Source organism: Pseudoalteromonas sp. SWYJZ98 (assembly GCF_015864495.1).
Classification (GTDB): domain Bacteria; phylum Pseudomonadota; class Gammaproteobacteria; order Enterobacterales; family Alteromonadaceae; genus Pseudoalteromonas; species Pseudoalteromonas distincta.
Genome location: NZ_JADYXA010000009.1, coordinates 35,999 through 60,630, shown reverse-complemented (window position 1 = coordinate 60,630; position 24,632 = coordinate 35,999). Strand labels below are relative to the sequence as shown.

General features: G+C 40.1%; 23 protein-coding genes and 6 tRNA genes. 5 read left to right on the top strand and 24 right to left on the bottom strand.

The genetic code is table 11. The features are described 5' to 3' along the window. Positions 1–971: 971 nt before the first annotated feature. The 12 genes from I6F10_RS08555 to xerD all read right to left on the bottom strand — a co-directional run bounded on the left by I6F10_RS08555 (position 972) and on the right by xerD (position 8,798). Positions 972–1,048: transfer RNA gene (locus tag I6F10_RS08555), tRNA-Arg, on the bottom strand. A 115-nt stretch (positions 1,049–1,163) separates the two neighbouring features. Then, positions 1,164–1,240 (bottom strand) — tRNA-Arg (locus I6F10_RS08550). 51 nt (positions 1,241–1,291) lie between these two features. After that, a tRNA-Arg gene (locus I6F10_RS08545) sits at positions 1,292–1,368 on the bottom strand. A gap of 51 nt (positions 1,369–1,419) precedes the next feature. Further along, positions 1,420–1,496, bottom strand: a tRNA-Arg gene (locus tag I6F10_RS08540). 138 nt (positions 1,497–1,634) lie between these two features. Continuing rightward, positions 1,635–1,711, bottom strand: a tRNA-Arg gene (locus I6F10_RS08535). 38 nt (positions 1,712–1,749) lie between these two features. After that, positions 1,750–1,842, bottom strand: a tRNA-Ser gene (locus I6F10_RS08530). Positions 1,843–1,970: 128 nt separating this feature from the next. Then, complete coding sequence (locus I6F10_RS08525; protein WP_010553261.1) at positions 1,971–2,153, bottom strand: hypothetical protein; 183 nt, start codon at positions 2,151–2,153, stop codon at positions 1,971–1,973. A 321-nt stretch (positions 2,154–2,474) separates the two neighbouring features. Continuing rightward, positions 2,475–4,010, bottom strand: a complete 1,536-nt coding sequence (gene lysS / locus I6F10_RS08520; protein WP_002961420.1) for a lysine--tRNA ligase — start codon at positions 4,008–4,010, stop codon at positions 2,475–2,477. 26 nt (positions 4,011–4,036) lie between these two features. Continuing rightward, positions 4,037–5,135, bottom strand: a protein-coding gene (prfB, locus tag I6F10_RS08515; protein WP_100218355.1) for a peptide chain release factor 2 whose coding sequence is annotated in 2 segments (ribosomal slippage) — positions 4,037–5,059 and positions 5,061–5,135 — 1,098 coding nt in all. Because the reading frame shifts where the segments join, the coding sequence is not laid out codon by codon here. A 144-nt stretch (positions 5,136–5,279) separates the two neighbouring features. Beyond that, the gene (gene recJ / locus I6F10_RS08510; protein ID WP_165743912.1) at positions 5,280–7,001 is read right to left on the bottom strand and encodes a single-stranded-DNA-specific exonuclease RecJ; all 1,722 of its coding nucleotides are present in this window, start codon (positions 6,999–7,001) and stop codon (positions 5,280–5,282) included. 78 nt (positions 7,002–7,079) lie between these two features. Continuing rightward, positions 7,080–7,808: a bifunctional protein-disulfide isomerase/oxidoreductase DsbC gene (gene dsbC, locus I6F10_RS08505; protein ID WP_002961417.1), complete on the bottom strand. Its 729-nt coding sequence runs from the start codon at positions 7,806–7,808 to the stop codon at positions 7,080–7,082. A 63-nt stretch (positions 7,809–7,871) separates the two neighbouring features. Continuing rightward, a complete protein-coding gene (gene xerD, locus I6F10_RS08500; RefSeq protein ID WP_002961416.1) occupies positions 7,872–8,798 on the bottom strand; it encodes a site-specific tyrosine recombinase XerD in 927 nt (308 codons plus the stop codon). Between the two features lie 94 nt (positions 8,799–8,892). Between xerD and fldB the strand changes: the two genes are divergently transcribed. Further along, positions 8,893–9,414, top strand: coding sequence for a flavodoxin FldB (gene fldB, locus I6F10_RS08495; protein ID WP_007583764.1), 522 nt, complete (start codon positions 8,893–8,895; stop codon positions 9,412–9,414). A 77-nt stretch (positions 9,415–9,491) separates the two neighbouring features. On the opposite strand, the gene I6F10_RS08490 is transcribed toward fldB, so the two are convergent. From I6F10_RS08490 to I6F10_RS08475, 4 genes are all read right to left on the bottom strand, one after another. Further along, entirely contained in the window at positions 9,492–9,959 is a 468-nt protein-coding gene (locus tag I6F10_RS08490) for a YHS domain-containing (seleno)protein (protein WP_165743911.1), read from the bottom strand. Between the two features lie 137 nt (positions 9,960–10,096). Beyond that, positions 10,097–10,543 carry a DUF2147 domain-containing protein gene (locus tag I6F10_RS08485; protein WP_154903693.1) on the bottom strand — a complete coding sequence of 149 codons (447 nt, stop codon included), beginning with the start codon at positions 10,541–10,543 and terminating at the stop codon, positions 10,097–10,099. 163 nt (positions 10,544–10,706) lie between these two features. Next, entirely contained in the window at positions 10,707–12,416 is a 1,710-nt protein-coding gene (locus I6F10_RS08480) for a DUF4153 domain-containing protein (RefSeq protein ID WP_197098723.1), read from the bottom strand. A 61-nt stretch (positions 12,417–12,477) separates the two neighbouring features. Beyond that, positions 12,478–13,176 carry a tRNA1(Val) (adenine(37)-N6)-methyltransferase gene (locus tag I6F10_RS08475; protein ID WP_138489641.1) on the bottom strand — a complete coding sequence of 233 codons (699 nt, stop codon included), beginning with the start codon at positions 13,174–13,176 and terminating at the stop codon, positions 12,478–12,480. A 75-nt stretch (positions 13,177–13,251) separates the two neighbouring features. Between I6F10_RS08475 and srmB the strand changes: the two genes are divergently transcribed. Together srmB and I6F10_RS08465 are read left to right on the top strand one after the other, a co-directional pair. Further along, a complete protein-coding gene (gene srmB / locus I6F10_RS08470) occupies positions 13,252–14,478 on the top strand; it encodes an ATP-dependent RNA helicase SrmB (protein ID WP_002961405.1) in 1,227 nt (408 codons plus the stop codon). Between the two features lie 273 nt (positions 14,479–14,751). Further along, complete coding sequence (locus I6F10_RS08465) at positions 14,752–15,072, top strand: BON domain-containing protein (protein WP_002961403.1); 321 nt, start codon at positions 14,752–14,754, stop codon at positions 15,070–15,072. Between the two features lie 571 nt (positions 15,073–15,643). Here I6F10_RS08465 and I6F10_RS08460 read toward each other — a convergent pair. Further along, the gene (locus tag I6F10_RS08460) at positions 15,644–16,600 is read right to left on the bottom strand and encodes a mechanosensitive ion channel family protein (protein WP_024604199.1); all 957 of its coding nucleotides are present in this window, start codon (positions 16,598–16,600) and stop codon (positions 15,644–15,646) included. Between the two features lie 120 nt (positions 16,601–16,720). Beyond that, positions 16,721–17,500, bottom strand: coding sequence for a peroxide stress protein YaaA (gene yaaA, locus I6F10_RS08455; RefSeq protein ID WP_039488339.1), 780 nt, complete (start codon positions 17,498–17,500; stop codon positions 16,721–16,723). A 225-nt stretch (positions 17,501–17,725) separates the two neighbouring features. On the opposite strand from yaaA, the gene tal reads away from it, so the two are divergent. Together tal and I6F10_RS08445 are read left to right on the top strand one after the other, a co-directional pair. After that, positions 17,726–18,676 (top strand): transaldolase, encoded by a 951-nt coding sequence (tal, locus tag I6F10_RS08450; protein ID WP_165743909.1) that lies wholly within the window; start codon positions 17,726–17,728, stop codon positions 18,674–18,676. A 190-nt stretch (positions 18,677–18,866) separates the two neighbouring features. Beyond that, positions 18,867–19,046 (top strand): DUF3545 family protein, encoded by a 180-nt coding sequence (locus I6F10_RS08445; protein WP_165743908.1) that lies wholly within the window; start codon positions 18,867–18,869, stop codon positions 19,044–19,046. Between the two features lie 87 nt (positions 19,047–19,133). Here I6F10_RS08445 and ung read toward each other — a convergent pair whose 3' ends face one another. Genes ung through I6F10_RS08415 form a run of 6 tightly spaced genes read right to left on the bottom strand, consistent with a single transcriptional unit; the run spans position 19,134 to position 24,552 of the window. Next, positions 19,134–19,796, bottom strand: a complete 663-nt coding sequence (gene ung, locus I6F10_RS08440; RefSeq protein ID WP_165743907.1) for a uracil-DNA glycosylase — start codon at positions 19,794–19,796, stop codon at positions 19,134–19,136. After that, positions 19,793–20,653 carry a cobalamin-binding protein gene (locus I6F10_RS08435; RefSeq protein ID WP_165743906.1) on the bottom strand — a complete coding sequence of 287 codons (861 nt, stop codon included), beginning with the start codon at positions 20,651–20,653 and terminating at the stop codon, positions 19,793–19,795. Before I6F10_RS08435 ends, ung begins: the two co-directional genes overlap by 4 nt. Next, a complete protein-coding gene (cobO, locus tag I6F10_RS08430; protein ID WP_024604202.1) occupies positions 20,653–21,252 on the bottom strand; it encodes a cob(I)yrinic acid a,c-diamide adenosyltransferase in 600 nt (199 codons plus the stop codon). The genes I6F10_RS08435 and cobO overlap by 1 nt, the downstream gene beginning before the upstream one ends. Continuing rightward, the gene (locus tag I6F10_RS08425; RefSeq protein ID WP_165743905.1) at positions 21,245–22,729 is read right to left on the bottom strand and encodes a cobyric acid synthase; all 1,485 of its coding nucleotides are present in this window, start codon (positions 22,727–22,729) and stop codon (positions 21,245–21,247) included. The genes cobO and I6F10_RS08425 overlap by 8 nt, the downstream gene beginning before the upstream one ends. Positions 22,730–22,733: 4 nt before the next feature. Then, on the bottom strand, positions 22,734–23,738 hold the full coding sequence (locus I6F10_RS08420; RefSeq protein ID WP_024604204.1) for a FecCD family ABC transporter permease: 1,005 nt from the start codon (positions 23,736–23,738) through the stop codon (positions 22,734–22,736). A gap of 1 nt (position 23,739) precedes the next feature. Next, positions 23,740–24,552: an ABC transporter ATP-binding protein gene (locus tag I6F10_RS08415; RefSeq protein WP_165743904.1), complete on the bottom strand. Its 813-nt coding sequence runs from the start codon at positions 24,550–24,552 to the stop codon at positions 23,740–23,742. Positions 24,553–24,632 lie beyond the last annotated feature (80 nt).

Genomic DNA, 24,632 nt, shown 5'->3' with positions numbered 1-24,632 from the left:
ATAGGGTCTTTTTTGAATACTAGTCAAATACGCCAAAGCGAGTTAGATATAATACAAGCCGATATTAGAACGTATTGGATTAGAGTTTTTAAACAGTAGACCTTCAATTTTATGAACTCAAAGCGAACTTACGCCTTATTTTACAGTTTACTTTGAATAAAAAACCGACTTTCATCGGTTTATTTTCTATTAACCTAATTAGTAATAGAAATGCTAAGCGCAGGACGTATCTTGTAAGAGTGAACCTATGACCGTCTGATTCGTAGCTAGAAGAAGCGGCACTTCTACGTGAGTAAGCTCTTCGCCTACATTGAAAAGTTGGCGGTGGTATTATTTGTAGATCGTAGCTTAAAGGCGTTTAAATACTCATGGTGATTTTGGACTTCTCATTTACTCCTCTTTCACTTTTCTTTGTGCATTTTAGTTTTTAAGGGCGTTATTCACAAAGAGGTTAAGAGGCGCTGCGCTTTTAGAGAAGTGATTAAAACATTATAAATCAGAAGCTGCGCTTCTAACGTAAGCAAGCCCTACGTCTTGTATCTCTCATTGATAAATGATTAGCTATCATTTATCACATCGAAGTCAGTGAGCTTGCCTGTGCGTCTTGGAATTTTAACTGTGGTGTTTAGTTCGGTTTAACTGATAGCTGAAGACTTTCTCACACTTCAGGCATAAAAAAACCGACTTAATGTCGGCTTGTTTATGAAAGTGGTGGGCGCAGGACGTATCTTGTAAGAGTGAACCTCCGACTGCTTGTTCTCAATTCGCCTAAACCTACACTTCACTTTATTTCAGGCACAAAAAACCGACTTAATGTCGGCTTGTTTATGAAAGTGGTGGGCGCAGGACGTATCTTGTAAGAGTGAACCTCCGACTGCTTGGTTCTCAATTCGCCTAAACCTACACTTCACTTTATTTCACTTTATTTTAGGCACAAAAAAACCGACTTAATGTCGGCTTGTTTATGAAAGTGGTGGGCGCAGGAGGATTCGAACCTCCGACCGCTCGGTTCGTAGCCGAGTACTCTATCCAGCTGAGCTATGCACCCACTTTCATAGATTGCTTATTTAAACTCTAAGCAGAGCGTATTAATTCAGGCATAAAAAAACCGATTTCCATCGGCTTATTTTTCTTACACTTAAAAGTGTATGAAAACATGAAAGTGGTGGGCGCAGGAGGATTCGAACCTCCGACCGCTCGGTTCGTAGCCGAGTACTCTATCCAGCTGAGCTATGCACCCGCTTTCATTTTTACTATTACTTGTTTTTACTCTAAGTGAGAGTCTATAAAGTGGTGGGCGCAGGAGGATTCGAACCTCCGACCGCTCGGTTCGTAGCCGAGTACTCTATCCAGCTGAGCTATGCACCCGCTTTCATTTTTACTATTACTTGTTTTTACTCTAAGTGAGAGTCTATAAAGTGGTGGGCGCAGGAGGATTCGAACCTCCGACCGCTCGGTTCGTAGCCGAGTACTCTATCCAGCTGAGCTATGCACCCACTTTATAGTTTACTTATTTTAACTCTAAGTAGAGCTTTTGCTTATTTAGACTCTAAGCGAGTTATTAAAGTATGGTGGGCGCAGGAGGATTCGAACCTCCGACCGCTCGGTTCGTAGCCGAGTACTCTATCCAGCTNTGGTGGGCGCAGGAGGATTCGAACCTCCGACCGCTCGGTTCGTAGCCGAGTACTCTATCCAGCTGAGCTATGCACCCATACTTTAAAATTTTACAAAACACGCCATTAAAAGAAATGGTGGAGAGGGAGGGATTCGAACCCTCGATAGAGCTACAAACTCTATACTCCCTTAGCAGGGGAGCTCCTTCGGCCACTCGGACACCTCTCCGTCTTGTGGGGCGTATAATAAAGATTTCAGAAAATATGTCAAACACTTTTCTACCAAAAACGACTATATGGTTACAGATTGCACATATGCTTGGTTTAAAAGTGTAATTAGTTTGAAATTTAAGCGGGTTACGTATTTTTATTTGAAGGATTAACACCTAGCACGGGAACTAAGTCATCAGTTAACTGAGCCAAATACTGTTCTTGGTAACCTAATTGTTGAAATTCAGCGATACAAGCACGGTAGTAAGCGTTTCGTTCTTGCTCTGATGTGCATTCTTCTGATAAATCATCTACTCGTTTGTCTTTCATACTATTATTCTAAGTCCTTTAAGAATCTATATTTAACTGCTAAATACCAGCAGTGTAAATTTCGTGCGTATTCTAGCTAAAATCTTTGTATAAACACAACATATGTTTAAAAAACAATCATACTAAAAAGTTATAGCACTGTTAGTTTTAATATTAAAAACTTCCAATAACAATAAGTTAGTGAAGCTGAATTGCACATTAATCAGCACTAATAATTACCTTTAATTTTTAGTGTAGTACTTATTAATTAAAACACTAATTATAAGCAAAAAAACGCCGCTATTAAGCGGCGTTTATTAACTTACTTTGTTCTACTAAAGATTAGTCAGCTTGTGGACGCATATGCGGGAACAAAATAACGTCTTTAATTGTTGATGAATCAGTAAACAACATTACTAAACGGTCAATACCAATACCTTCACCAGCCGTTGGCGGTAAGCCGTACTCTAGTGCGCGTATGTAGTCTTCGTCGTAGTGCATTGCTTCATCATCGCCTGCGTCTTTCTCTTCAACTTGACGAGTAAAGCGCTCAGCTTGATCCTGTGCATCGTTAAGCTCAGAGAAACCATTTGCAAGTTCACGACCGCCAACAAAAAACTCAAAACGGTCGGTAACAAATGGGTTTTCGTCGTTACGGCGTGCAAGTGGTGATACTTCCCACGGGTAACCAGTAATAAACGTAGGTTGAATAAGCATGTGCTCTGCTGTTTCTTCAAATATTTCACAAAGAAACTTACCTGGACCCCAAACACAGTTTTCAGGAATTTTAACGTGCACTTGTTTAGCGTACGCTTTTAACTCTTCAAAGTGGTTTTCTGGGTCGTTAAATACCGCAGCATCAAACTCAGGGTTATATTTTAAGATAGCATCTGCCATGCTTAAACGTGTAAACGGTTGGCCAAAGTCGTATTCAACTGAATCGATAACTTCGCCGTTTTCGTCTTTAGTTGTATTAACTACAATTGCACTACCTAGTACGTTTTCTGCAACAGTACGTAGCATATCTTCGGTGATGTTCATCAGGTCGATGTAATCAGCGTATGCTTGGTAAAATTCAATCATTGTAAACTCTGGGTTGTGACGTGTAGATAACCCTTCGTTACGGAAGTTACGGTTAATTTCAAATACACGATCAAAACCACCTACCACTAAGCGCTTTAAGTAAAGCTCTGGCGCTATACGTAGGTACATGTCGATATCAAGCGCGTTATGGTGAGTTACAAACGGACGCGCAGATGCACCACCTGGTATAACCTGTAGCATAGGTGTTTCTACTTCCATAAAGTCACGGTCTGCTAAAAAGCGACGAATACCTTCAACTACTTGTGAGCGAATGCGGAATGTTTCGCGCGTTGCTTCGTTAGTAATTAAGTCAACATAACGTTGGCGGTACTTTGTTTCTTGATCTGATAAGCCATGGAATTTTTCAGGTAACGGACGAAGTGACTTAGTTAGTAATTGATACTCAGTCATTTCTACGTATAAATCGCCTTTGCCCGATTTATTTAGCGCGCCTTTAACACCTATAATATCGCCAGTGTCTAGCTGACCATATTTTTCTTTAAGGTCTTTTTGAACATCTTTAGATGCATACGCTTGTACGCGACCTTTCATGTCTTGAATTACAAAAAACGGTCCACGCTTTGCTAAAATACGTCCAGCAATAGACACAACTTCTTGTAGTTCAACTAATTCTTCTTTGCTCTTATCACCAAACTGGGCTTGCAAATCAGCCGTGTAATGCTCACGACGGAATTGGTTTGGATGACCGTTGGCTGGGCAATTTTCGCGTATCGCGTCTAACTTGCCGCGACGCTCAGCGATTAACTTGTTTTCGTCTTGGATTTTATCAGTCATTTTTTAGCTCTTTATTAGCTTGGTGGTTATAGGCCAGATTTAAGGCTGGCTTCAATAAATTTATCTAAGTTACCGTCAAGTACCGATTGGGTATTGCGGTTTTCAACGCCTGTACGTAAATCTTTAATACGTGCGTCATCAAGTACGTATGAACGTATTTGGCTACCCCAACCTATATCAGATTTAGCGTCTTCTTGCGTTTGTTTTTCAGCATTTTGCTGCTGTAGCTCAAGCTCAAATAATTTAGCTTTTAACTGCTTCATCGCTTGGGCTTTATTTTTATGCTGTGAACGCTCGTTTTGACACTGCACTACGGTATTTGTTGGTACGTGAGTAATACGAACCGCCGATTCGGTGGTGTTAACGTGCTGACCACCCGCGCCTGATGCACGGTAAACGTCTATACGTAGGTCTGACGGATTAATATCAATTTCAATATTATCGTCAATCTCTGGGTATACAAACGCAGAAGCAAATGAGGTATGACGACGACCACTTGAGTCAAACGGGCTTTTACGCACTAAACGGTGAACGCCTGTTTCTGTACGTAACCAACCGTAAGCGTATTCGCCAACAAAGCGAACTGTTGCGCCTTTAATACCGGCAACATCACCGTCGGTTGCTTCAACTAGCTCAACTTTAAAGCCTTTAGCCTCGCCCCAACGTAAATACATACGAAGTAGAATGTTACACCAGTCTTGTGCTTCAGTGCCGCCAGAACCCGATTGTAAATCAAGGTACGCATCGTTTGAGTCATGAGGACCTGAAAACATACGACGAAACTCTAAACCTTCTAACTGCTCGTTTAGATCGCTAAGTTCGCTTTGTGCTTCATCAAAGGTATCTTGATCTTCGGCTTCTACAGCAAGTTCAAGTAGACCTTCAACGTCGTCAGTACCGGCTACAAGGTTGTCGATTGTTTCAACAACAGCCTCTAATGCTGATTTTTCACGGCCAAGCGCTTGTGCTCGTTCAGGCTCATTCCATACGGCTGAATCTTCAAGTTCGGCGTTAACTTCTTCTAGGCGTTCTTGTTTAAGAGCGTAGTCAAAGGTACCCCCGAAGCAATTCAGTACGTTCGCGAATTTCCTTGATTTGGTTAATCACAGGATTCACTTCAAACATGTACATCACTCCAAAATGGCTAGGTAATTGCGCCCCTTTACATGGGATTTTCGCAACAAATTATCGTCAAATGATAAAAACGCCCGATTTTAACAAAAAACCGCGCGCTTTATTAGCCTTTTATGCATGATTTGTGCATATTTTTTAGTGCACTTTTTCAAGCTCTCTAACTATTAATTGCAGCGTAAATTTACCTCTAAACTCATTTATATCGAGTTGATAGGCTACTTTTACAAACTTCGCTTCTGTGTCGGGCCATTCTTTTACATCAATACCAAAGGCAATGGCGTCAACTAATCGCCCTGATTGATGCTTTAATACAAGTTTTAAGTGCTTTTCGCCGACTATGCGCTGCTGTATTACTTCAAATGTGTGCTCAAACACCGGCTCAGGAAATTGTTGCCCCCAAGGGCCCGATTGCTTTAATAGCTGAGCAAACTCCATCGTAAAGCAGTCGTTTGGCAGCTCACCGTCGGTAAATACAATACAGCGCTTACTTTCTTCACTCAGTTGCGCACTCACTGCAGCATCAAATGCCTTTTTAAAGTCGTTAAAGTGTTGCTCATTAATACTTAAACCAGCGGCCATTGCGTGGCCACCAAATTTATTAATTAAGTGTGGCTCAGCAGTATTAAGCCCTTCGAGTAAGTCGCGCATGTGCAACCCTTCTATAGAGCGGCACGAACCTTTTATTTCACCATTTTCGCCACCAGCAAATATAACGGTTGGTCGGTGGTACTTTTCTTTTAAGCGACCAGCCAAAATACCAATAACACCTTGGTGCCAATCGTCTTGAAACAAGCAGATTGCATCAGGGACGTTATCGTCGCTAAATGCGAGTCTATCAAGCACGGCTTGCGCCTCGGCTTGCATGCCTTGTTCTATTTCGCGCCTTGCAAAGTTTAAGCTATCAAGCTCGCTGGCAATACTACGTGCTTGGTTTATATCGGTGCTAAGTAAGCATGCTATACCCAAACTCATGTCGTCTAATCGCCCTGCTGCATTTAAACGCGGGGCAAGTGAAAAGCCAAAGTCGCTTGCGCTTAAGCGCGCAGCATTGCGGTTAGCCACCTCAATAAGCGCGGTAATGCCTGGGCGTGTTTTACCACTGCGAATACGTGCTAAACCTTGATGTACTAAGGTGCGGTTATTTGCATCAAGTGCGACCACGTCAGCAACCGTACCAAGCGCTACAATGTCGAGCAAGTTAGCTAAATTAGGCGGCGGTTGCTGCTCAAAATAACCTAAGTCTCGCATTACGCTTCTCAGTGCTATTAATAAGTAAAAAGCAACGCCAACGCCAGCAATGGATTTAGACGGAAAATCACATTCATGCCTGTTTGGGTTTACTATTGCATCTGCATTTGGCAGCTGCTCACCTTGTAAGTGGTGATCTGTTACCAGCACTTTTATACCAACCGCTTTTAAAATATCAATACCAGCAATACACGATATGCCGTTATCTACGGTGATCACTAAATCAGGCTTTATTTGTACTATTTGCTCTGCAAGTGCGGGGCTTAAACCATAACCTAAGCTAAACCGGTCAGGAATTAAGTAATCTAAATGCTTAAAGCCAAACATCTCAAGGCCTTGCATTAATGTTGCAGTGCTTGTTGCGCCATCAGCATCAAAATCGCCGACTATTAATATTTGGCTTTGCGTCTTTAATGCCTCAATTAGTAAATCGCTGGCTTTGTCGATATCTTTAAACAATTTAAAGTCGTGAAGCGTAGCTACGCTGTTATTTAGCTCGTCGGCATTAAATACATTGCGGTTAGCATAAATTTGTTTAATTACAGGGTGTAAATTACTCGGTAGATGCGAGTCGTCAACGTTTTCACGCGCAATGATTAGTTTTTTCATGCAGAGTTTTAACTTATTGGGTCGTATTAAAAAGACAAAAAAAGGCCATTAAGGCCTTTTTATTAGCTATAAAACGTATTACGACGCTTTGTTAGCATCTAATGCTGCTTTTAGTGCTGCTGCTGGCTGGTAACCTGGGATCATCGTACCATCTTCTAAAATAATGGCAGGTGTGCCGCTAATACCAAAGCTTTGACCAAGCTGATAATGCTCTGCAACCGGTGCGCTACAGCCTGCAACTACTTTAGTGCTTGTACCCGACTTAGCTTCTGTTAGTGCTTCTTGCTGATCGCGTGCACACCATACGTTCATTAAATCGGCGTAGCCTGAACCTTGTAAGCCACCACGTGGAAACGCAAGGTACTTAACGGTAATACCCGCATCAAGTAAATCGTCTAACTCGCGATGTAATTTACGACAGTAACCACAGCTAATATCGGTAAATACGGTAATACTGTGTTTTTCGTTTGGTGCTTTGTACACAATCATCGAATCTTCGTATTCTTTAATGCCCTCAACACGCACGCCGTTTAATGCTTGCTCTGTTAAGTTGTTACGATTATTTAAATCGATTAACGTACCTTGCATTAAAAATTGACCATCTGGACTTGCGTAAAGCACGCCCTTATTAGTGATCAACTCTTTTAAACCCGCTACTGGGCTTGGGTTAATTTGCTTTACAGTTACACCAAGCTCGGCAAATTTAGTAATAATAGGATCATTAGCATCTGGTGTTACAGCAACGCCATTTGCAAATGCACTAATACTTGTGCACAACATGGCACCCGCTAACATTAATTTTTTCATAACTTCTCTCTATCCTAAAAATACTTAATATATTGACCGGCTTAATAATATTTACTTTCAAACTTACGCTCGCGGATGATGCTCTGCGTGTACCGACTTTAACCGTTCATTGGCAACATGGGTATAAATTTGCGTCGTTGATAAATCGCTATGGCCCAACATCATTTGTACCACACGTAAATCTGCCCCATGATTTAATAAGTGCGTAGCAAAAGCATGGCGCATGGTATGGGGCGATAATGGAGACTCAACTGATGCCAAAATAGCATAGTGTTTAATTCTATGCCAAAAGGTTTGTCGCGTCATGCCTACTCCACGCTTAGATGGGAACACAAAATCAGTGGCGTGTTTTATCATTTGTGCACGCCCACCCTTTAAAAATTGCTCCAGCCAATACATGGCTTCTTCACCCAGTGGCACTAAGCGCTCTTTGTTACCCTTGCCTTTTACAAACACCACCGCTTGGCGCAAATTAATTTGCTCCATACGAAGCCCAACAAGCTCACTTACACGCAACCCCGTTGCATAAAGTAGCTCTAGCATGGCTTTGTCGCGCAGCCCCATCGCTTCTTCTGTGTTGGGCGCATTTAACAATGCCTCAACTTCAGCTTCTGAGAGTGTTTTAGGTAACGACTGTCCGGCTTTTGGTTGAGCAATGTTTAGCATGGGCGAATCACTAATTATTTTTTCGCGCACAAAGTACTGATAAAAACGCTTTAGCGCACTAATGCTACGTGCTGTACTGCGTGGTTTTAAACCTAAATCAACTCGATGGGCTAAGTAGCTTTCTATGTCTAGCCCCGTTACCGTCATTAAATTTTCGCCCTTTAAAAATAGGCAAAACTTATCTAAATCACTGCGATAAGCGCTTAATGTATTTTCGCTTACGCCTTGTTCTAAGTACAGGCTATCTAAAAAGGTTTCTAGGTAGTCGCTATTACTGCTCATACTGCTGTTATTTTCAAAAGAATCGTCAGATAGCGTTGTCACATTATGCTCTCATGCTTTGCTAAGGTATCAATTAAAAATACCTTACGGTAAACTTGAGCCTATCATATCAGGCAATTACACAGTGATAAATACGATGCAAATTGGTTTATTTTTTGGTTCTACTACGTGCTACACCGAAATGGCAGCAGAAAAGATTCGCGACATTATTGGTGCCGATATAGTTACCCTGCACAATATTAAAGACGAGCCACTAAAAAATGCAGAGCAGTACGACTTTATCATCTTTGGTATTTCAACATGGGATTTTGGTGAAATACAAGAAGACTGGGAGTCAAAGTGGGACGACATAGCCGACGTAAACCTAAACGGTAAAACCATTGCTTTATTTGGCATGGGCGATCAACAAGGTTACGGGCAGTGGTTTCAAGATGCGCTAGGCATGCTACACGACGAAATAAATACGCAAACATTTACTCAACTTGGTTTTTGGCCAAACGACAGTAGTTACGAGTTTGAAGCTTCAAAAGCATTAACGCCTGATGGTAAACAGTTTGTAGGACTCGCGCTCGACGAAGACAGTCAATACGAGCTAAGCGACGACCGCATTGCAACATGGGTTGAACAGGTAATGACTGAATACGGCGAAACGCTTTAATTAATAAGCTAATAAATAAAAAGAAAAAAGCCCGCAACTAGTTTAGTTGCGGGCTTTTGATTAGCAATATGAGTAATTTATTGAAACGTCATAACATTGGTCGTTTGTGGGTAATATCCATCAGCCATTACAATGTACGGCAATAAATTACTTAACCATTTTTGTTGTACGCTTTGGCTGTAATTTAAGTAAAGCTTACCTTCGTGAATATAAAATGCTTCTGGGTCTATCCCTACAGCATTACCCTCATCAGCCATTGCATAAGCACACCAACCACCGTATTGCGGTGCATAACGCTTTGGGTTTTCTGCAAATGCCGTTTTGTTTTCTTCACTCGAAAAATGCCAGTCGGCACCTAAATAACTAAACGTATATTTGTCATTGCCTTTAATGGCTTTATTTTGGGTAAAATAAGCAACACTGTCGTACCCTTTAATAGCCGTGTTATTAAACCAGCCAGTGTTTACCGCATCATCCGTTGCGTTTGCCCCACCGCTTATTAACAGTGCGCTAAGCATTATTAAAGCAACTATGTACTTAATCATATTTTACCCTTTTATTTACTCAAAATTTTATGCCAATTAAATATGGCAGGCTTAATGAGTAAGAAAGGCAAAGCGCAAAAATGATTTCAGTTAATGCTTAATTATTTAACGTTTAGTAATTAAGTAAGTAGTAAAACTTACTCTACTCTTAGCCAATATTGGTTTCGGTAAAAAAAGCCAATGTAACCGCGCACTTCGAGCTTTTTACCTTCATCTTGCGGGGTTAATTGTAAGGTGTAGGTTTTACCATTTGTTGGGTCGAGTATTTCACCGTCTCCCCAGGTGCCATCATCTTGTGCTTTTACATCAGTGATTATGGTCATTCCTAAAATAGGCTGATTTTTTAGCTCATCATCACACTTACTGCATATATCGTTTTGTTTTGCAGGGTCTAGAATAGTTTCAACTTTACCGCTTAAAGTACCGTTGGTTTGGCTAATACGTACATACGACTTAGCTTGGTTTGTATCCTCGTCAATTGTTTTCCAAAGGCCTACTGGCGTAATAGCAGCAAACACACCTTGGCTTGCAAAAATGGTGGTTGTTAACGTGCTAAGTAATGCTAATTTATTTAACTTTTTCATTGTGTTGCCTTTTAAATTAAGTGGCCAATGGCTAAATCATATCAGGTGATTTATAAACACACTATTAAAGCGCTGTACATAAAATAAAAAACTAAAAGAAAAAACCTAAACTAATAATCATTAGTTTAGGTTTAAGGGGCAGTAGCATAAAAAAAGTTACGTATTACCTCACTTTAAAAACAACATCCCCTATTTTTAGATTTGAATATTCAGGCTCAACTAAAGATAATTCGTTATTATCAATCATGCTTTTAAGGTATCTAATCTCTTCAGGATTTTCGACATTCATATACCTTGAGCGCCACTTACCCATGTCGAATAACCAGAAATATGCGGATATATTTTCATTACTTTCGTCAATCACTATAAAATCGAGTTCATCATCTTTGTTTAAATCCATGCCAATGAAATAGTAAGTATGTTCTTTTAAAGAGTTACGATCGTAAAAATGTTGTTCAGAAAATACTGCCTCTATTAAACCTTGAGGTATTAGCACTTGTGATGGCCAAAATACACTGCGCTCAATAAAATCATCGACTGTGTGTTCAAGCGTTAAAGCAAACTCATTATTTACATACATCCTATCGATGATAGCGTATTGCTCTGGGTGACTCGTTTCAATTTTCTGTTTTAATAACTGCATAGCTAAATAACCTTGGCGACCTAAGCTGTGCTCAAAATAGTAATAGTCAAACTTTTCTATTGTTACTTTATCTGCATCTAAACGCGCTATTTGGCTGTTTGTAGATAAGCTTTGAAAATTTAATAAAGGGGAGTTAACAGCAAGCATACTAACGAGCACCACCCACCCCATCACAATATTTATTTTGCTAAGCGGCTCTAGCCAATTGTCTCGCTTTGTTATAATTCCAACAAGATAACTAAACGAAAAACACGCCAATAAAAACCAAATTAAAATGCCCCAACAACGATTTACTGTTAGCCCATGCTGCTCTACCCGTAAGTAAATTCCATAGGCAGAAATAACACTATAAACTGGAAGTAACGCAACGCTTATAAAAACGAGTCGGTGCAAGAGCATGTGATAAGGGCGAACTGATGAGTCATCTTTATAAACAGTGTTAACAAAAAACAACGTGAGCACCTGCAGCCACATTACTAATAAACTGCCACTTCCGGTCTCCCATAATTTATTGAGTCCGGTAAAAGGAAGTGTTGCTAAAAAACCGAGAGAAATAACTGATAAAACAGGCAATAAAAACTTAATTAAAGTTTGTAGTAAAAAAGCGATATTATCTTCAATGTTCAAAAGCTTTCTAAATATGACACTCGCTAAGGCAAATGCGAGCGTTAAGGTTGGGATCCAAAACCATTCATTTCTTAGTAGCTCAGAGAAAAATTCTATATCTAAAATATCAAATAAAGCCGCACCTAAATTTAGAATTCCCCAAAAAATAAGTACAAACAGCCAGCATTCTCCAAATATTATAAAATTACGCCAAGAGAGCTTAAATAAACGACTGTAACTAACATTTTCTGAGCTACCAAATTGTTGTATGTACATAAGGCCTTTAAAGCCAGCTATTAAACTAGTAAAAATAAAAACTGACATTAAAGTGTTATTACTTACGTACTCTTGAGGCTCTTGCTGAAAGCCAACATACGCCCCCAATAAAGATAACAACAAGGAAAAAGGAAGGATTAAAAGCAACGACGTTTTTATATTATTTTTATTAACGGTCATTAGCATTAATAAAGGAAAGCTCATAGAAAATGTAATAAGTGAGACTAACCATGTAGGGCTTGTTGCTGGCCACACATTATTTTCTATACTGCTATACAAAAGGGTAAGAGCAATAGCCTGTAATACGGCAAGTATAATTATAAAAGATTTTGGTAACTGACTATCCATATCTGTTCTCAACAATAGGTTTTAGTCAGTTTGCGTTATTCGTTCCTATTTTACAATTGCTTTACATTTTCAAATAAAATGCTTTGCACAGGGCTATATAATCAGCGGTGTAGGTATTATCTAAGTTTCTAATACACAGGGTTGATGATTCTAAATCGCTTTTTACGTAGCTAAATGCCATTAAACTGCGGCTAATATCTTTATTAGGCGTGGCTTTTACTTGGCAATGAGCATTTAAATAAAGCCCATTTTGAGTAGCAAGCTCTATAAATAATGCACCTTCAACGCTTGGGAGTATTAAGCTAAAGCGAGAGCGACTATGGCTTAAGCGTTTAAAGGCATTTATTAACTCTTCAAAACTTAAGCCGTCGGTATGGCGTGCGGTATTACGCGCAGCATTATCGCCTTTTAAACTGTGATTAAAATACGGTGGATTAGAGATAACAACATCAAACTTAACTTCGCTACTAAAGCTTTGAATAGTTTGGTGCTTAATACTTATTGTTGGCCACGGACTATTAGCTACATTTTGTAATGCTTGGGTATAGGCGCTTTCGTCAATTTCTACCGCAGTTATATCAAGCTCATTACTGCGCTGCTTACACATTAATGCTAGTAAGCCGGTGCCAGTGCCTATATCAAGTAATGACTTTGCACCGCTTAAATTAGCCCATGCGCCAAGCAAAATGCCATCGGTAGAAACTTTCATTGCACAGTGGTCGTGTTCAACTTTAAATTGTTTAAATACAAAACCAGACATTTTTTCACCTTTTCATTCACCAAGCGCAGCATAGCGCGTATAATCAGGGTAATTGTCCCTTATTTTAGACACTCTATGCAATTTTCTGAATTTGATCTTGATAACAAGCTACTCGATGCCATTAATAAAATGGGCTACGAGACGCCAACCAGCATTCAACAACAAGCTATTCCTGAAGCACTTCAGGGGCGCGATATTTTAGCATCTGCGCCTACTGGTACAGGTAAAACAGCGGCATTTTTAATTCCGGCTATTCAGTACTTACTGGATTTCCCACGTCGTGATCCTGGTTTTGCGCGCGTCCTCGTTATGACCCCGACTCGTGAGTTGGCTTATCAAATTCATGAACAATGTGAACTGCTAGCTAAACGCACACACCTAAAAATTGGTGTAGTAACAGGCGGTATTAACTACGGCACGCATAAAGAAATTTTCGAAAAAAATAATGATATTTTAATCGCCACACCAGGTCGATTAATGGAATACCTAGAAACCGAAAACTTTCATGCTGAACACGTAGAAATGCTTATTATTGATGAAGCAGATCGCATGTTAGACATGGGTTTCAAAAAAGAAATGAGCCGTATTTGTGACGAAGCTAAAAATCGTCGCCAATGTTTTTTATTCTCAGCAACACTCGAAGGTGACAGCGTAGAAAGGTTTGCTGAAAAAACATTAAACGACCCTGCTCTATTAGAAGCTGAATCGTCACGTAAAGAAAAAGCTAAAATTCACCAGTGGGTACATTTAGCCGATGACTATCATCATAAACTAGAGCTTTTAGTAAATACCTTAAATGGTCCAGATGTGACTAAAGCAATTGTGTTTGTTAAAACCCGTGAGCGTTTAGAAACACTGATTGGCGAGCTAACCAATAACGGCGTTAAAGCAGCTTGGTTACGCGGCGAAATGCCACAAGACAAACGTATGAAAGCCATGGAAAACTTCCACAGTGGCAAAACACGTATATTAATTGCGACCGATGTAGCCGCACGTGGTATTGACGTATCTGACATTAGCCACGTTATTAACTTTGATATGCCGCGCACTGCCGACGTATACGTACACCGTATTGGTCGTACTGGCCGTGCTGGTAAAAAAGGGATTGCAATATCATTAGTTGAAGCACACGACATTGGTATTTTGTATAAAGTAGAGCGCTACGTTGAACAAAAACTAAAACGCCGTGTAATTAAAGGTGTTGAGCCACAGCATAAAGAAGCTAAGCCGCCGGCTAAAAAGCGTAAAGATCCAGTAAAAATGAAAGCCAAGAAAAAGGCCAAGGTTAAAAAGAAAAAGTAACCTAACATATTTTTATTCTAAGCCGACTTTTGTCGGCTTTTTTAATGCAAGCCTTACAGGCTCTGGTGTTTGTACCTGTTACATATGTAACCCAAGCATGTAACTCATACTCATTTAAATGTAATTTTTGCCCACCTTAATTCCCACTTAATAAAATCACCTTATATTTCATAGCGTTAATATTGGCACCGAAATTGTAACTACAAAGATAACCTAGCCGATGGAATTTCCATTTTGTGGCTGCACTATTCACCGTAATGTAAGGATTAAGTTATGAACCGCTTCAAGTTAACTATCGCTTTAGTATCATTTTGTTGTTTATTTTTATTAGCTTGCGCTACAAAGGTAAGTGCAGCAACCAACATGGCCGTAGTAAGCAGTGTAGCCACTCAACCTAACCTACAACAAACTATCACCAACACCCTACGAACTAACCCTAACCTGGCGTTAAGTGATATTCGTGTGCAGGTAAAAAATGGTGAAGTAGATTTATACGGTGAAGCACAAACTGGTTTTCAGCGCGCACTAGCTCAAAAGTTTTTAGAAAATATAGATGGGGTTAAAATCATTCGTAACAAAATTAGCGTTATTTAATACGCACCACAAAACCTATTTGTATAACTAATTCATAAGCGCGGCTTGTTACTCCAACACAAGCTGCGCTTTTTTATATTCTGTTTAAGGCAAGCATTGCTGCTGTGAAAAAGATAAAATAAAGCCCAGGCAATCCAATTATCCCTCCCCCTAAAATCGATAGCTCACACTTATACTGAAGAAGAGTGATTTAGAATTGATGCTGGCGTGTTTGTCTTTGTTTTTTAGCCCTTAAGTTAACTCAATTAATATTGTAAAAACTTACACTGATTCTTTAGCCGACCTAACGGGCTTAAAAGGATGATTTAGTTATTGAAATAGATGAGGGCGTTATTTCAGAGTGTGCAGCAAAGGCAGTGAGAAAATCGTTGGGTAAACACTACTTTTACTTGTTAATACTCCCATGGCCAAACGCAACTAATTAGAATTGATATTCAATAAACACAAAACTAGGTATTTAAACTTTTAGCTAATAATCCGTTTATAAAAAAAGCGCATTTTTACTCTGTAAAAATGCGCTGTTGGTAAGTAACTATTTCCCAATGCTTTTGCCTAATGAGCTTTAACTAAATTACTCACTTTGGCTAGAGTCAGCACCGTCGCTACTGTCTTTATTTGATGATTGCTGGCTTATTTTATCGCTTATCATGGCATCGAGTTTTTCACCCCCTTTAATGCCAAAATCGAGCGTACGAATTGGGAAAGGAATACTAATATCAGCTTCGTCTAATGCTTGCTTAACGGCAACAACACCTTTGTGGCGTACCGTCATAAAGTCAGGCTCGCCTGGGTATTTAATCCAAAACCACACCAGTAAGTTAATGCTGCTGTCGCCAAAACCTTCAGCGTATACAGCGGTTTCGTCTTTACGTATTACAAAGTCAAATTCGTTAATTTTTTCGACTATAACGTCTTTTGCTTTTTCTATGTCATCGCCGTACGAAATACCTACAGGTACTTCTATACGTCTTATACCTAGCGTGGTGTAATTTTTTAGTACATTTCTAAATAAGACTTTGTTTGGTACAAGTATTAGTTGCCCGTAAAAGCTCTCTATTAGCGTGTTACGTAGGTTTATAGAATGTATCGAACCAAACACATCATCGGTTTCTATTACATCACCTGTTTTAAATGGCTTACGTACACCCATTGCTATACCAGCAATTAGATTTTCGGTCATGTCTTGAAACGCAAAACCAATGGCTAAACCCACAATACCCGCACCAGCAAGTAGCGAAGTAACGGTGCCTTTTAAGCCAACAAAATCGAGCGCTATAAATAAACCTATGCACAACACAATAACTTTAAATATTGACGCCATTAAATCGGCAATTTGCGTTGAGTCGAGTGAGCGGCGTAATACGTTTTTCATCAGCTTGCCAGCAAAGCGTGCCAATATTGAAAATACTATGGCAATTACAATTGCCACTATAAAATTAGGGATATGGCTGATGACAACATCAAACCACCCTCCGAGCTTTTCTTCTATTAGTTTTTCGGCTTCGCCAACTGACGGAATACTGATCATTTTGTTTGCACCTCTTTAATTAATAATCTCATTAATATTAGATGAGATTGCAAATATAACGCCAGTATCAAAAAAGCCATGCAATGCATGGCTTTTCAATTGTTTATTTAGGCTTATGACCTAATTTTGTTCGTCGCGCATAAATACCGGCTCAAGCTCTTTAACTGTTGCCTCAGGGCTAAAGTAATAACCCGCCACAGTAAACTCTTTAAGTTGGCTTAATTGCGTTACTTTATTTTCGATAATGTATCGCGCCATCATGCCGCGTGCTTTTTTAGCGTAAAAGCTAATTACCTTGTATTGACCGTTTTTACAGTCTTTAAAGTGTGGGGTAATAATTTGTGCATTAAGCGCTTTTTTATCTACCGCTTTAAAGTATTCGTTTGAAGCAAGGTTAACGAGGTATTGTGCGTCTTGTGCTTTTAATACTTCGTTTAGTTTGTTCGCTATTACGCTGCCCCAAAACTCGTATAAGTTTTTGCCACGCGAGTTTTCAAGCTTGGTGCCCATTTCAAGACGGTAAGCTTGCATTAAATCAAGTGGTTTTAATAAGCCGTATAAGCCAGAAAGGATACGCAAATGATTTTGTGCGTAATCAAGCTCGCTAGCTTTAAGCGTACTTGCATCTAAACCGCCGTATACATCGCCATTAAAGGCAAGCACTGCTTGTTTAGCATTACTTTGTGTAAACGGCTGCGCCCACTCGCTAAAGCGTGCAGCGTTAAGCCCAGATAGCTTATCGCTAATTTTCATTAAACTGCCAATTTGCGCTGGTGTTAGTTCACGGCATACTTTCATGAGCTCTTCGCTGTGCTCTAGTAATTCAGGTTGAGTGAACTTGTCTGTTGCGGGTGGCGTTTCGTAATCAAGATTTTTTGCAGGTGAAATAACAGTGATCATAGTTAGCTATTGACTTGTAATTTATTTAGTGTCAATTTCAACATTAAATGAAACGAAAAGCACGTTTTGTTTAAATAAATCCTCTCTTAATAACCCATGCATTGCCGTTTTTCTATTGATAAGGACATAAGACCTATCAAGCATTGTCACACTGTTGCAGTATGGATTGTATATATTAAGAGTGATTAGATTTTTCTTTTAACTTGCTTGGAATGAGGAAAGCAAATGACTTCAGCTCTACAAAGGCTAAAACAACATTCATCTATCGTAGCCGATACTGGTGATATTGAAGCTATTAAAAAGCATCAACCAGAAGATGCAACTACAAACCCGTCGCTTTTATTAAAAGCGAGCGAGATTGAAGCATATAAGCCTTACCTAGATAAAGCTTGGAGCTATGCAAAAGAAACCGAGCAAGAGCCAGCTAAACAACTTGAACTAGCATGTGATTACTTTGCCGTATTACTAGGTAAAGAAATTAGCGCTATTGTACCTGGTTATATTTCTACTGAAGTAGATGCACGCCTTTCGTTTAATACGCAAGCTACGATTGATAAAGCACATACCCTACTTAGCCTTTACGAAAAAGAAGGTGTAAGCAAAGACAAAATTTTAATTAAAGTAGCATCTACATGGGAAGGTATTAAAGCCGCTGAGCAGCTAGAAAAAGAAGGGACTAAATGTAACCTTACTTTATTATTTAGCGATGCCCAAGCCCGCGCATGTGCCGATGCAAACGTATTTCTAATTTCGCCATTTGTAGGGCGTATTTTAGATTGGCACGTTGCTAACGGTATGGAAAAACCAACCGATCCGCTACAAGATCCAGGTGTTCAGTCTGTACGCAGCATTTTTGAATTTTACAAACGCCATGACTACAAAACAGTTGTGATGGGTGCAAGTTTCCGTAATACAGGCGAAATTATTGCTCTTACTGGTTGCGACAAGCTAACAATTAGCCCTAATCTTTTAGAAGATTTAGGTAACCTTGAAGGCGCACAGGAATACTTGCTAGAAACAGATATTCCTAAAGAGCCAAAACCAGAGCCACTTACAGAAGCGCAGTTCCGTTGGTTACATAACCAAGATGCTATGGCTACTGAAAAACTAGCTGAAGGTATTCGCTCTTTTGCTGATGCACAAGAACAACTAGAAGCGCGTTTTAAAGCAATGTAATTTGTTATAATCGTGTTTTAGAAAACGTCGCAATAGCGGCGTTTTTTTATGCCTAAAATAGGCTACTTCTCTATTTAACCTTCATCAATCAATCACACTTATGTAACATAACTGACACTTTTTTATTCTATTTTAACTAGGCCTGTGGTATAGGTATTCTTGAGGTCAATAAAATCAATAGGAGAAGTTCATGGATAGCCTAAACGAGATATTAGAAGGACCAGATACAACAAGAAAAACCTCTCAAAAAAATAAAAAAAGAAAATGGCGTGAAATAGAAGCAATAAAAGACAAACAGCGCCTATGTAAAGAACTACAAGAACTAGACTACTTTACAGACAGTATTGCAATTGATGAGCTCGATTTTTAATTCAATACGCCCCAACTAAACAAAAAGGCTTCCAGAATCTGGAAGCCTTTTTTAATGGTTTAAACAATTTGAGTTCTTTAGAATAAATTAGATTTGCCAGTTAATTGGCTTATCTTTTTGGGCTTGCAATAACTCATTCGTTTGTGAAAAATGCTTACAACCAAAAAAGCCTCTATGCGCCGAAAGCGGCGATGGGTGCGGCCCTTTTAAAACATGATGGCGAGCGCTATCTATGCCTTTACCCTTTTTTTGTGCATGTGCACCCCATAAAATAAATACCACACCTTCGCAGTGCTTATTAATATGGGCAATTACATTATCGGTAAATTGCTCCCATCCTAAATGCTTATGTGAATGCGCTTGTCCTTGCTCCACGGTCAATACTGTATTGAGTAAAAACACGCCCTGATCTGCCCAGCTTTGCAGGTAACCATGCTCAGGAATAATAAACCCGCTGATGTCGACAGCTAACTCTTTGTACATATTTTTAAGCGACGGCGGCAGCTTTTTTACATCAGGCAATACCGAAAAACACAAGCCATGCGCTTGCCCCTCTCCGTGATATGGGTCTTGTCCTAAAATTACAACGCGGATGTCATTAAGTGCGGTGGCATCAAAAGCACTAAATACTTGAGCTTCAGGCGGGTAAACAGCAACACCTTCATTGCGGCGATTAGCCACATACTCTAACGTTTGCTGCATGTAAGTTTGCTGTAATTCACTTTCTAAAAATGTAGCCCAATTGCTCATTGTGTACTCTTAATCTGTTTACGTGATGCGTCTATTTTATCACACATATCCGCGAGTCCATCTAGCATGCGCGGGGTAAAACGATGTAATAAATCGGCATTTACGCTAATAAATTGATCATTTTTAACTGCTGGTACTTCTGGCCACTTTTGCCAATTAACAATCGGCTGTGGTGTTTTTGATTTTTCATCAGGGATAATAATAACTTGTGGCTTAGTAACAATGACATTTTCGATACTAATTTGCGGGTAATCTGTAATGCTTTGTGCAAATACATTACTTACATGGCATGTTTCAATCAGTTGGCTTATCCACGTATTTTTACTTACTGTCATCATGGGCTCAGCCCATAACTGATAAAATCCGGTAATATTTTTTTTATCTTGCTGGCTTTTAACAATCGCGTTTAGTTTTTGTGTAAATGCATTTGCCGCTTGCTGGCTTTGCTCAATATTCCCTGTAAATTCACCAAAAGTAAGTAACTCGTCGGCTACACCAGCGATTGTGGTGGGATTACTCAAATATACTTTTATACCTAAACGCTCTATTTGGGCTAAATCTTCGCTTTGGTTTCCGCTTTTCCACGCAATTACTAAATCAGGTTTAAGCGCTAACACTTTTTCAAGTGAGATACCGTAATAACCCCCTATGCGCTCAATACTTTGGGCTTCACTTGGGTAGTCGGCGTAATCAACCGTGCCCACAATATTATCGCCCGCACCTATGGCAAATAGGTTTTCGACTATATGTGGTGCAAGCGCGATTATTCGCAGTTTTTTAGAATCATTAGCCTGCTCTGCAAGTGCACTGCCCGATACACAAAAAAGCAGCCCCCCAATAAAAAACGCTTTAAACATTAGTAATCAAATCCTTCTAGCGCTTTTATGCCTGAGTCGAATGCATGTTTTACATTACGCACTTCGCTTACCGTGTCGGCAAGGTCGGTTAAAGTACGATGTGCTGCACGCCCTGTGATAATAACTGACTGCATTGGCGGGCGGTTATTAAGGGCTGTTACTACTTCATCTAAATCAACATAGCCGTATGTCACCATATACGTAAGCTCATCGAGTAATACTAAATCAATACTGCTATCAGCAAGCATGCGTTTTGACTCTTGCCATGTTGCTTGGGCGGCTGCGGTATCGGCTTCTTTATTTTGTGTATCCCAGGTAAAACCGGTGTTCATTACAACAAACTCAACGCCTGCACTTTGTAATAAATTACGCTCGCCACACTCCCACGTACCTTTAATATATTGGCAAACGGCTGCTTTTTTACCATGCCCTACGCAGCGTGCTACAACGCCAAAGCCTGAGGTTGATTTACCTTTACCGTTACCGGTAATTACCTGAAAAATACCTTTTACATCTTGTGCGGCGGCAACACGTGCATCCACTTGTTCTTTTACTTTTTGTTGGCGCTGCTTGTGCTTATCGTTGTTTTGTTCAGTCATTATTGTGCCCTTCATAAATCGAGATAATTTGCTGTATGTTTAAATGCGTTTCGCACATGGTTGCTAATCGTTCTAACTGCTGCTCGCGATGAGTGGCAATACTAATTGGGTTAATTGAGGCGCTTGGTTTTACCCATTTTAAAATTTGCGATGTAGCATCAGCTTCATCAAATAAGCCATGTAAATAAGTGCCCGCAATGGCGTTATCATCGCTAATAAAGCCATCGAACACAAAACCATGTGGGTGGCTTTTATCAAAGGTTAAAAATGGCTTATTAAGCGCTGCACCTTGGCTAATCCCTGCATGTATTTCGTAACCACTACAGGGTGTTGATTGGTTATTTAAAAGCAGTGTAGCGGTTATTTTAGTTAATACTTTTTGTGTTGTTAGCGTGGTTTCAAAATCGCACAGAGCAAGCCCATTTACTTGCTTTAATGATGACTCAATACCCTCGGGATCGTTGAGCGTATTGCCCAGCATTTGCATGCCGCCACAAATGCCAAGTACTTTACCACCATAGCGTAAGTGGCGTTTAATTTGAGTGTCCCAGCCTTCATTTTTCAAAAAGGTTAAATCGCCCAGCACGTTTTTACTGCCTGGGAGAATTATCAGATCAACGTCTGGGATCGTTTGCGTATGGCGCACGTAATTTATATTAATGTTTGGGTGCAAACGCAGTGCATCAAAATCGGTGTGGTTACTAATGTGGGGAACAAGTAGCACTGCAATATTAATTGAGGCGTTGGTTACGTTATTATCAATTGCGACGGCGTCTTCAGCATCAAGCGCAAGGTCGTGTAAATAAGGTAATACGCCAAGTACGGGTTTGTTTGTGTATTCTTCAAGCCAATCAAGCCCGCCTTGCAGCAAACCTATATCGCCTCTAAAGCGGTTTATAACAAAGCCTTTTACGCGCGCCTGTTCTGACTCGCTTAACAACGCAAGCGTACCTACCAAATGTGCAAACACACCACCTTTATCAATATCAGCAATTATAATTACTGGGCAATCTACCTCTTCGGCGTAACCCATATTGGCAATATCGTTTTCACGCAGGTTTATTTCAGCAGGGCTACCTGCCCCTTCAACGAGGAGTAAATCAAAGCGTTTAGCTAAGCGGTTATGTGAGGTAATTACTGCATCCATCGCCACTTTTTTATAGTCGTGATATTTGCCCGCTTCCATATTACTAATGGCTCTTCCGTGAATAATCACTTGTGCGCCAGTATCGCTATTAGGTTTAAGTAAAATAGGATTAAAGTCTATTTCGGACTCTACTTTAGCTGCTATTGCTTGCAAAGCTTGCGCACGACCAATTTCGCCGCCATCTTTTGTTACTGCGCTATTAAGTGCCATATTTTGTGGTTTAAAAGGCGCAACCTTTACCTCTCGCTTAGCAAACACCCTGCAAAGGGCAGCAACTAAAGTGCTTTTACCAGCATCTGATGTAGTGCCTTGCACCATTAAGGTTTTCATGGAATTACACCCTTCGCTTTCTAAAAAACAATAAACTCAAAAAGAACACGCTACCAATAGCTGCAGTAATAACACCTACGGGCAGTTCTTGGTTTTTCAGCAATGAGCGCGAAAGTACATCAACCCACACCATAAATGTACCGCCCACCAAGCTGGTTACCAGTAAGCCAGCGATGGTGCCTTGGGATATAAAAAAGCGCACAATATGCGGCACCATTAATCCTACAAACCCAATACCACCACACATAGCCACCAGCACAGCGGTAATTAATGAGCTTAAAACCAGCATAAGTATTCTAAAGCGCTGAACCCTCACACCTAATGTAATTGCGCTTTCATCGCCCAGTAACATAGCATTTAGCTGCCTTCTAAAGCTCAGCATTACAAACGTACACAATGTAATTACCAATAAAGGCAACCAAAGCGTAACCCACTGCGCACGCGAAAAGCTGCCCAGTGTCCAAAATAAAATAGCGGCTACCGCCTGAGGGTCGCTCCAATAAAGCAGCAAGCTGGTAAATGCACTAAATAAAAACGACAGAGCAACACCAGCTAATAACATTGATTCTACCTGTGCACTTTGCTGCCTACCTGCAATAAGTATTAATAAACTCATGGCGAGTAAGCTACCCAGCAATGCTGCTGCCGATAACATAAAACCTGCGCTAATACCTGCTAATGCCATAAGTAACACCACCCCAAATGAAGCACCCGACGATATACCAAATAAGTAAGGATCGGCTAAAGGGTTGCGCGTTACCGTTTGTAAAATAAGCCCCGCAATTGCTAAGCCAGAGCCGGCTAAAAAGGCGAGTAATGTGCGTGGCATTCTTAGTTCAAAAATAATACGCGAATTAAAAGACGCATCATTTGAGAGTAAAAAGCTATTAAATACATCTTGAAGTGAGGTCTCTGCTGCGCCAAAACTAAGTGCTGCAAATAAGCTAAATAAAGCAGCTGCAGCACTGATAAATAGCGCAAGTGATTGGCGAGTATTAACTGCGCTCATATTATTCGTAACCATAAAAGTAAGTGATATGAGGGATGCTATTTCCCGACTCCGATATTTGCGGGTGGTTATTTACTTGAGCGCAGACACCAAAAACGTCGCTTAGCATGTTTTCGGTTAATACCTCACTTGGCGTGCCTGTATGTGTAATTTCACCATTTTTAATAACCACTAGTTCATCGCACATTGCAGAAGCTAAGTTTAAATCGTGAAACGATGCAAACACCGTTACACCCAACGATTTAGCAAGCTCCATTACCTGTATTTGGTATTTAACATCTAAATGGCTAGTTGGTTCGTCCATTATTAACAACTGAGGTTGCTGAACTATGGCGCGGGCTATCAAGGCACGTTGCTTTTCTCCACCCGAAAGTGACTCAAAGCTTTGATCGCTATGATCTGCCAACCCTACAGTGTTGATAGCTTGGGTAATTTTGTGTTTATCAATGTTAGTTACTGAGCTAAATAGCGATTTATGAGGCGTTAGCCCAAGTGCAATAACATCAAATACGCTTAAGTTAAATTGCGACGGGGTTTCTTGTAAAACAACCGCTACTTTTTTTGCGTACTCATCGCTTTTTAGCTGCCAAATATCGGTGTTGTTAAACTCTACAACGCCATTACTGGGTTTATTAAAACGATATAAACAACGCAATAAGCTCGATTTACCTGCGCCATTAGGTCCAATTAAGCCAACAAATTTACCTGTGGTTATTTTAAGGTTTATTTTTTTGAGGATCGTTTTATTGCCAATACCCCACGATACGTTTTTAACGTTTAGTAATGGTATATTTAATGGCGTTTGAGTGTACAATAGTCAGTCCTAGATAGGGTCTGTTGATCTTTCAAGGTTAAATTTGCAACAGTCTGTTTGGTATTTAGGCAAAGCAGAGC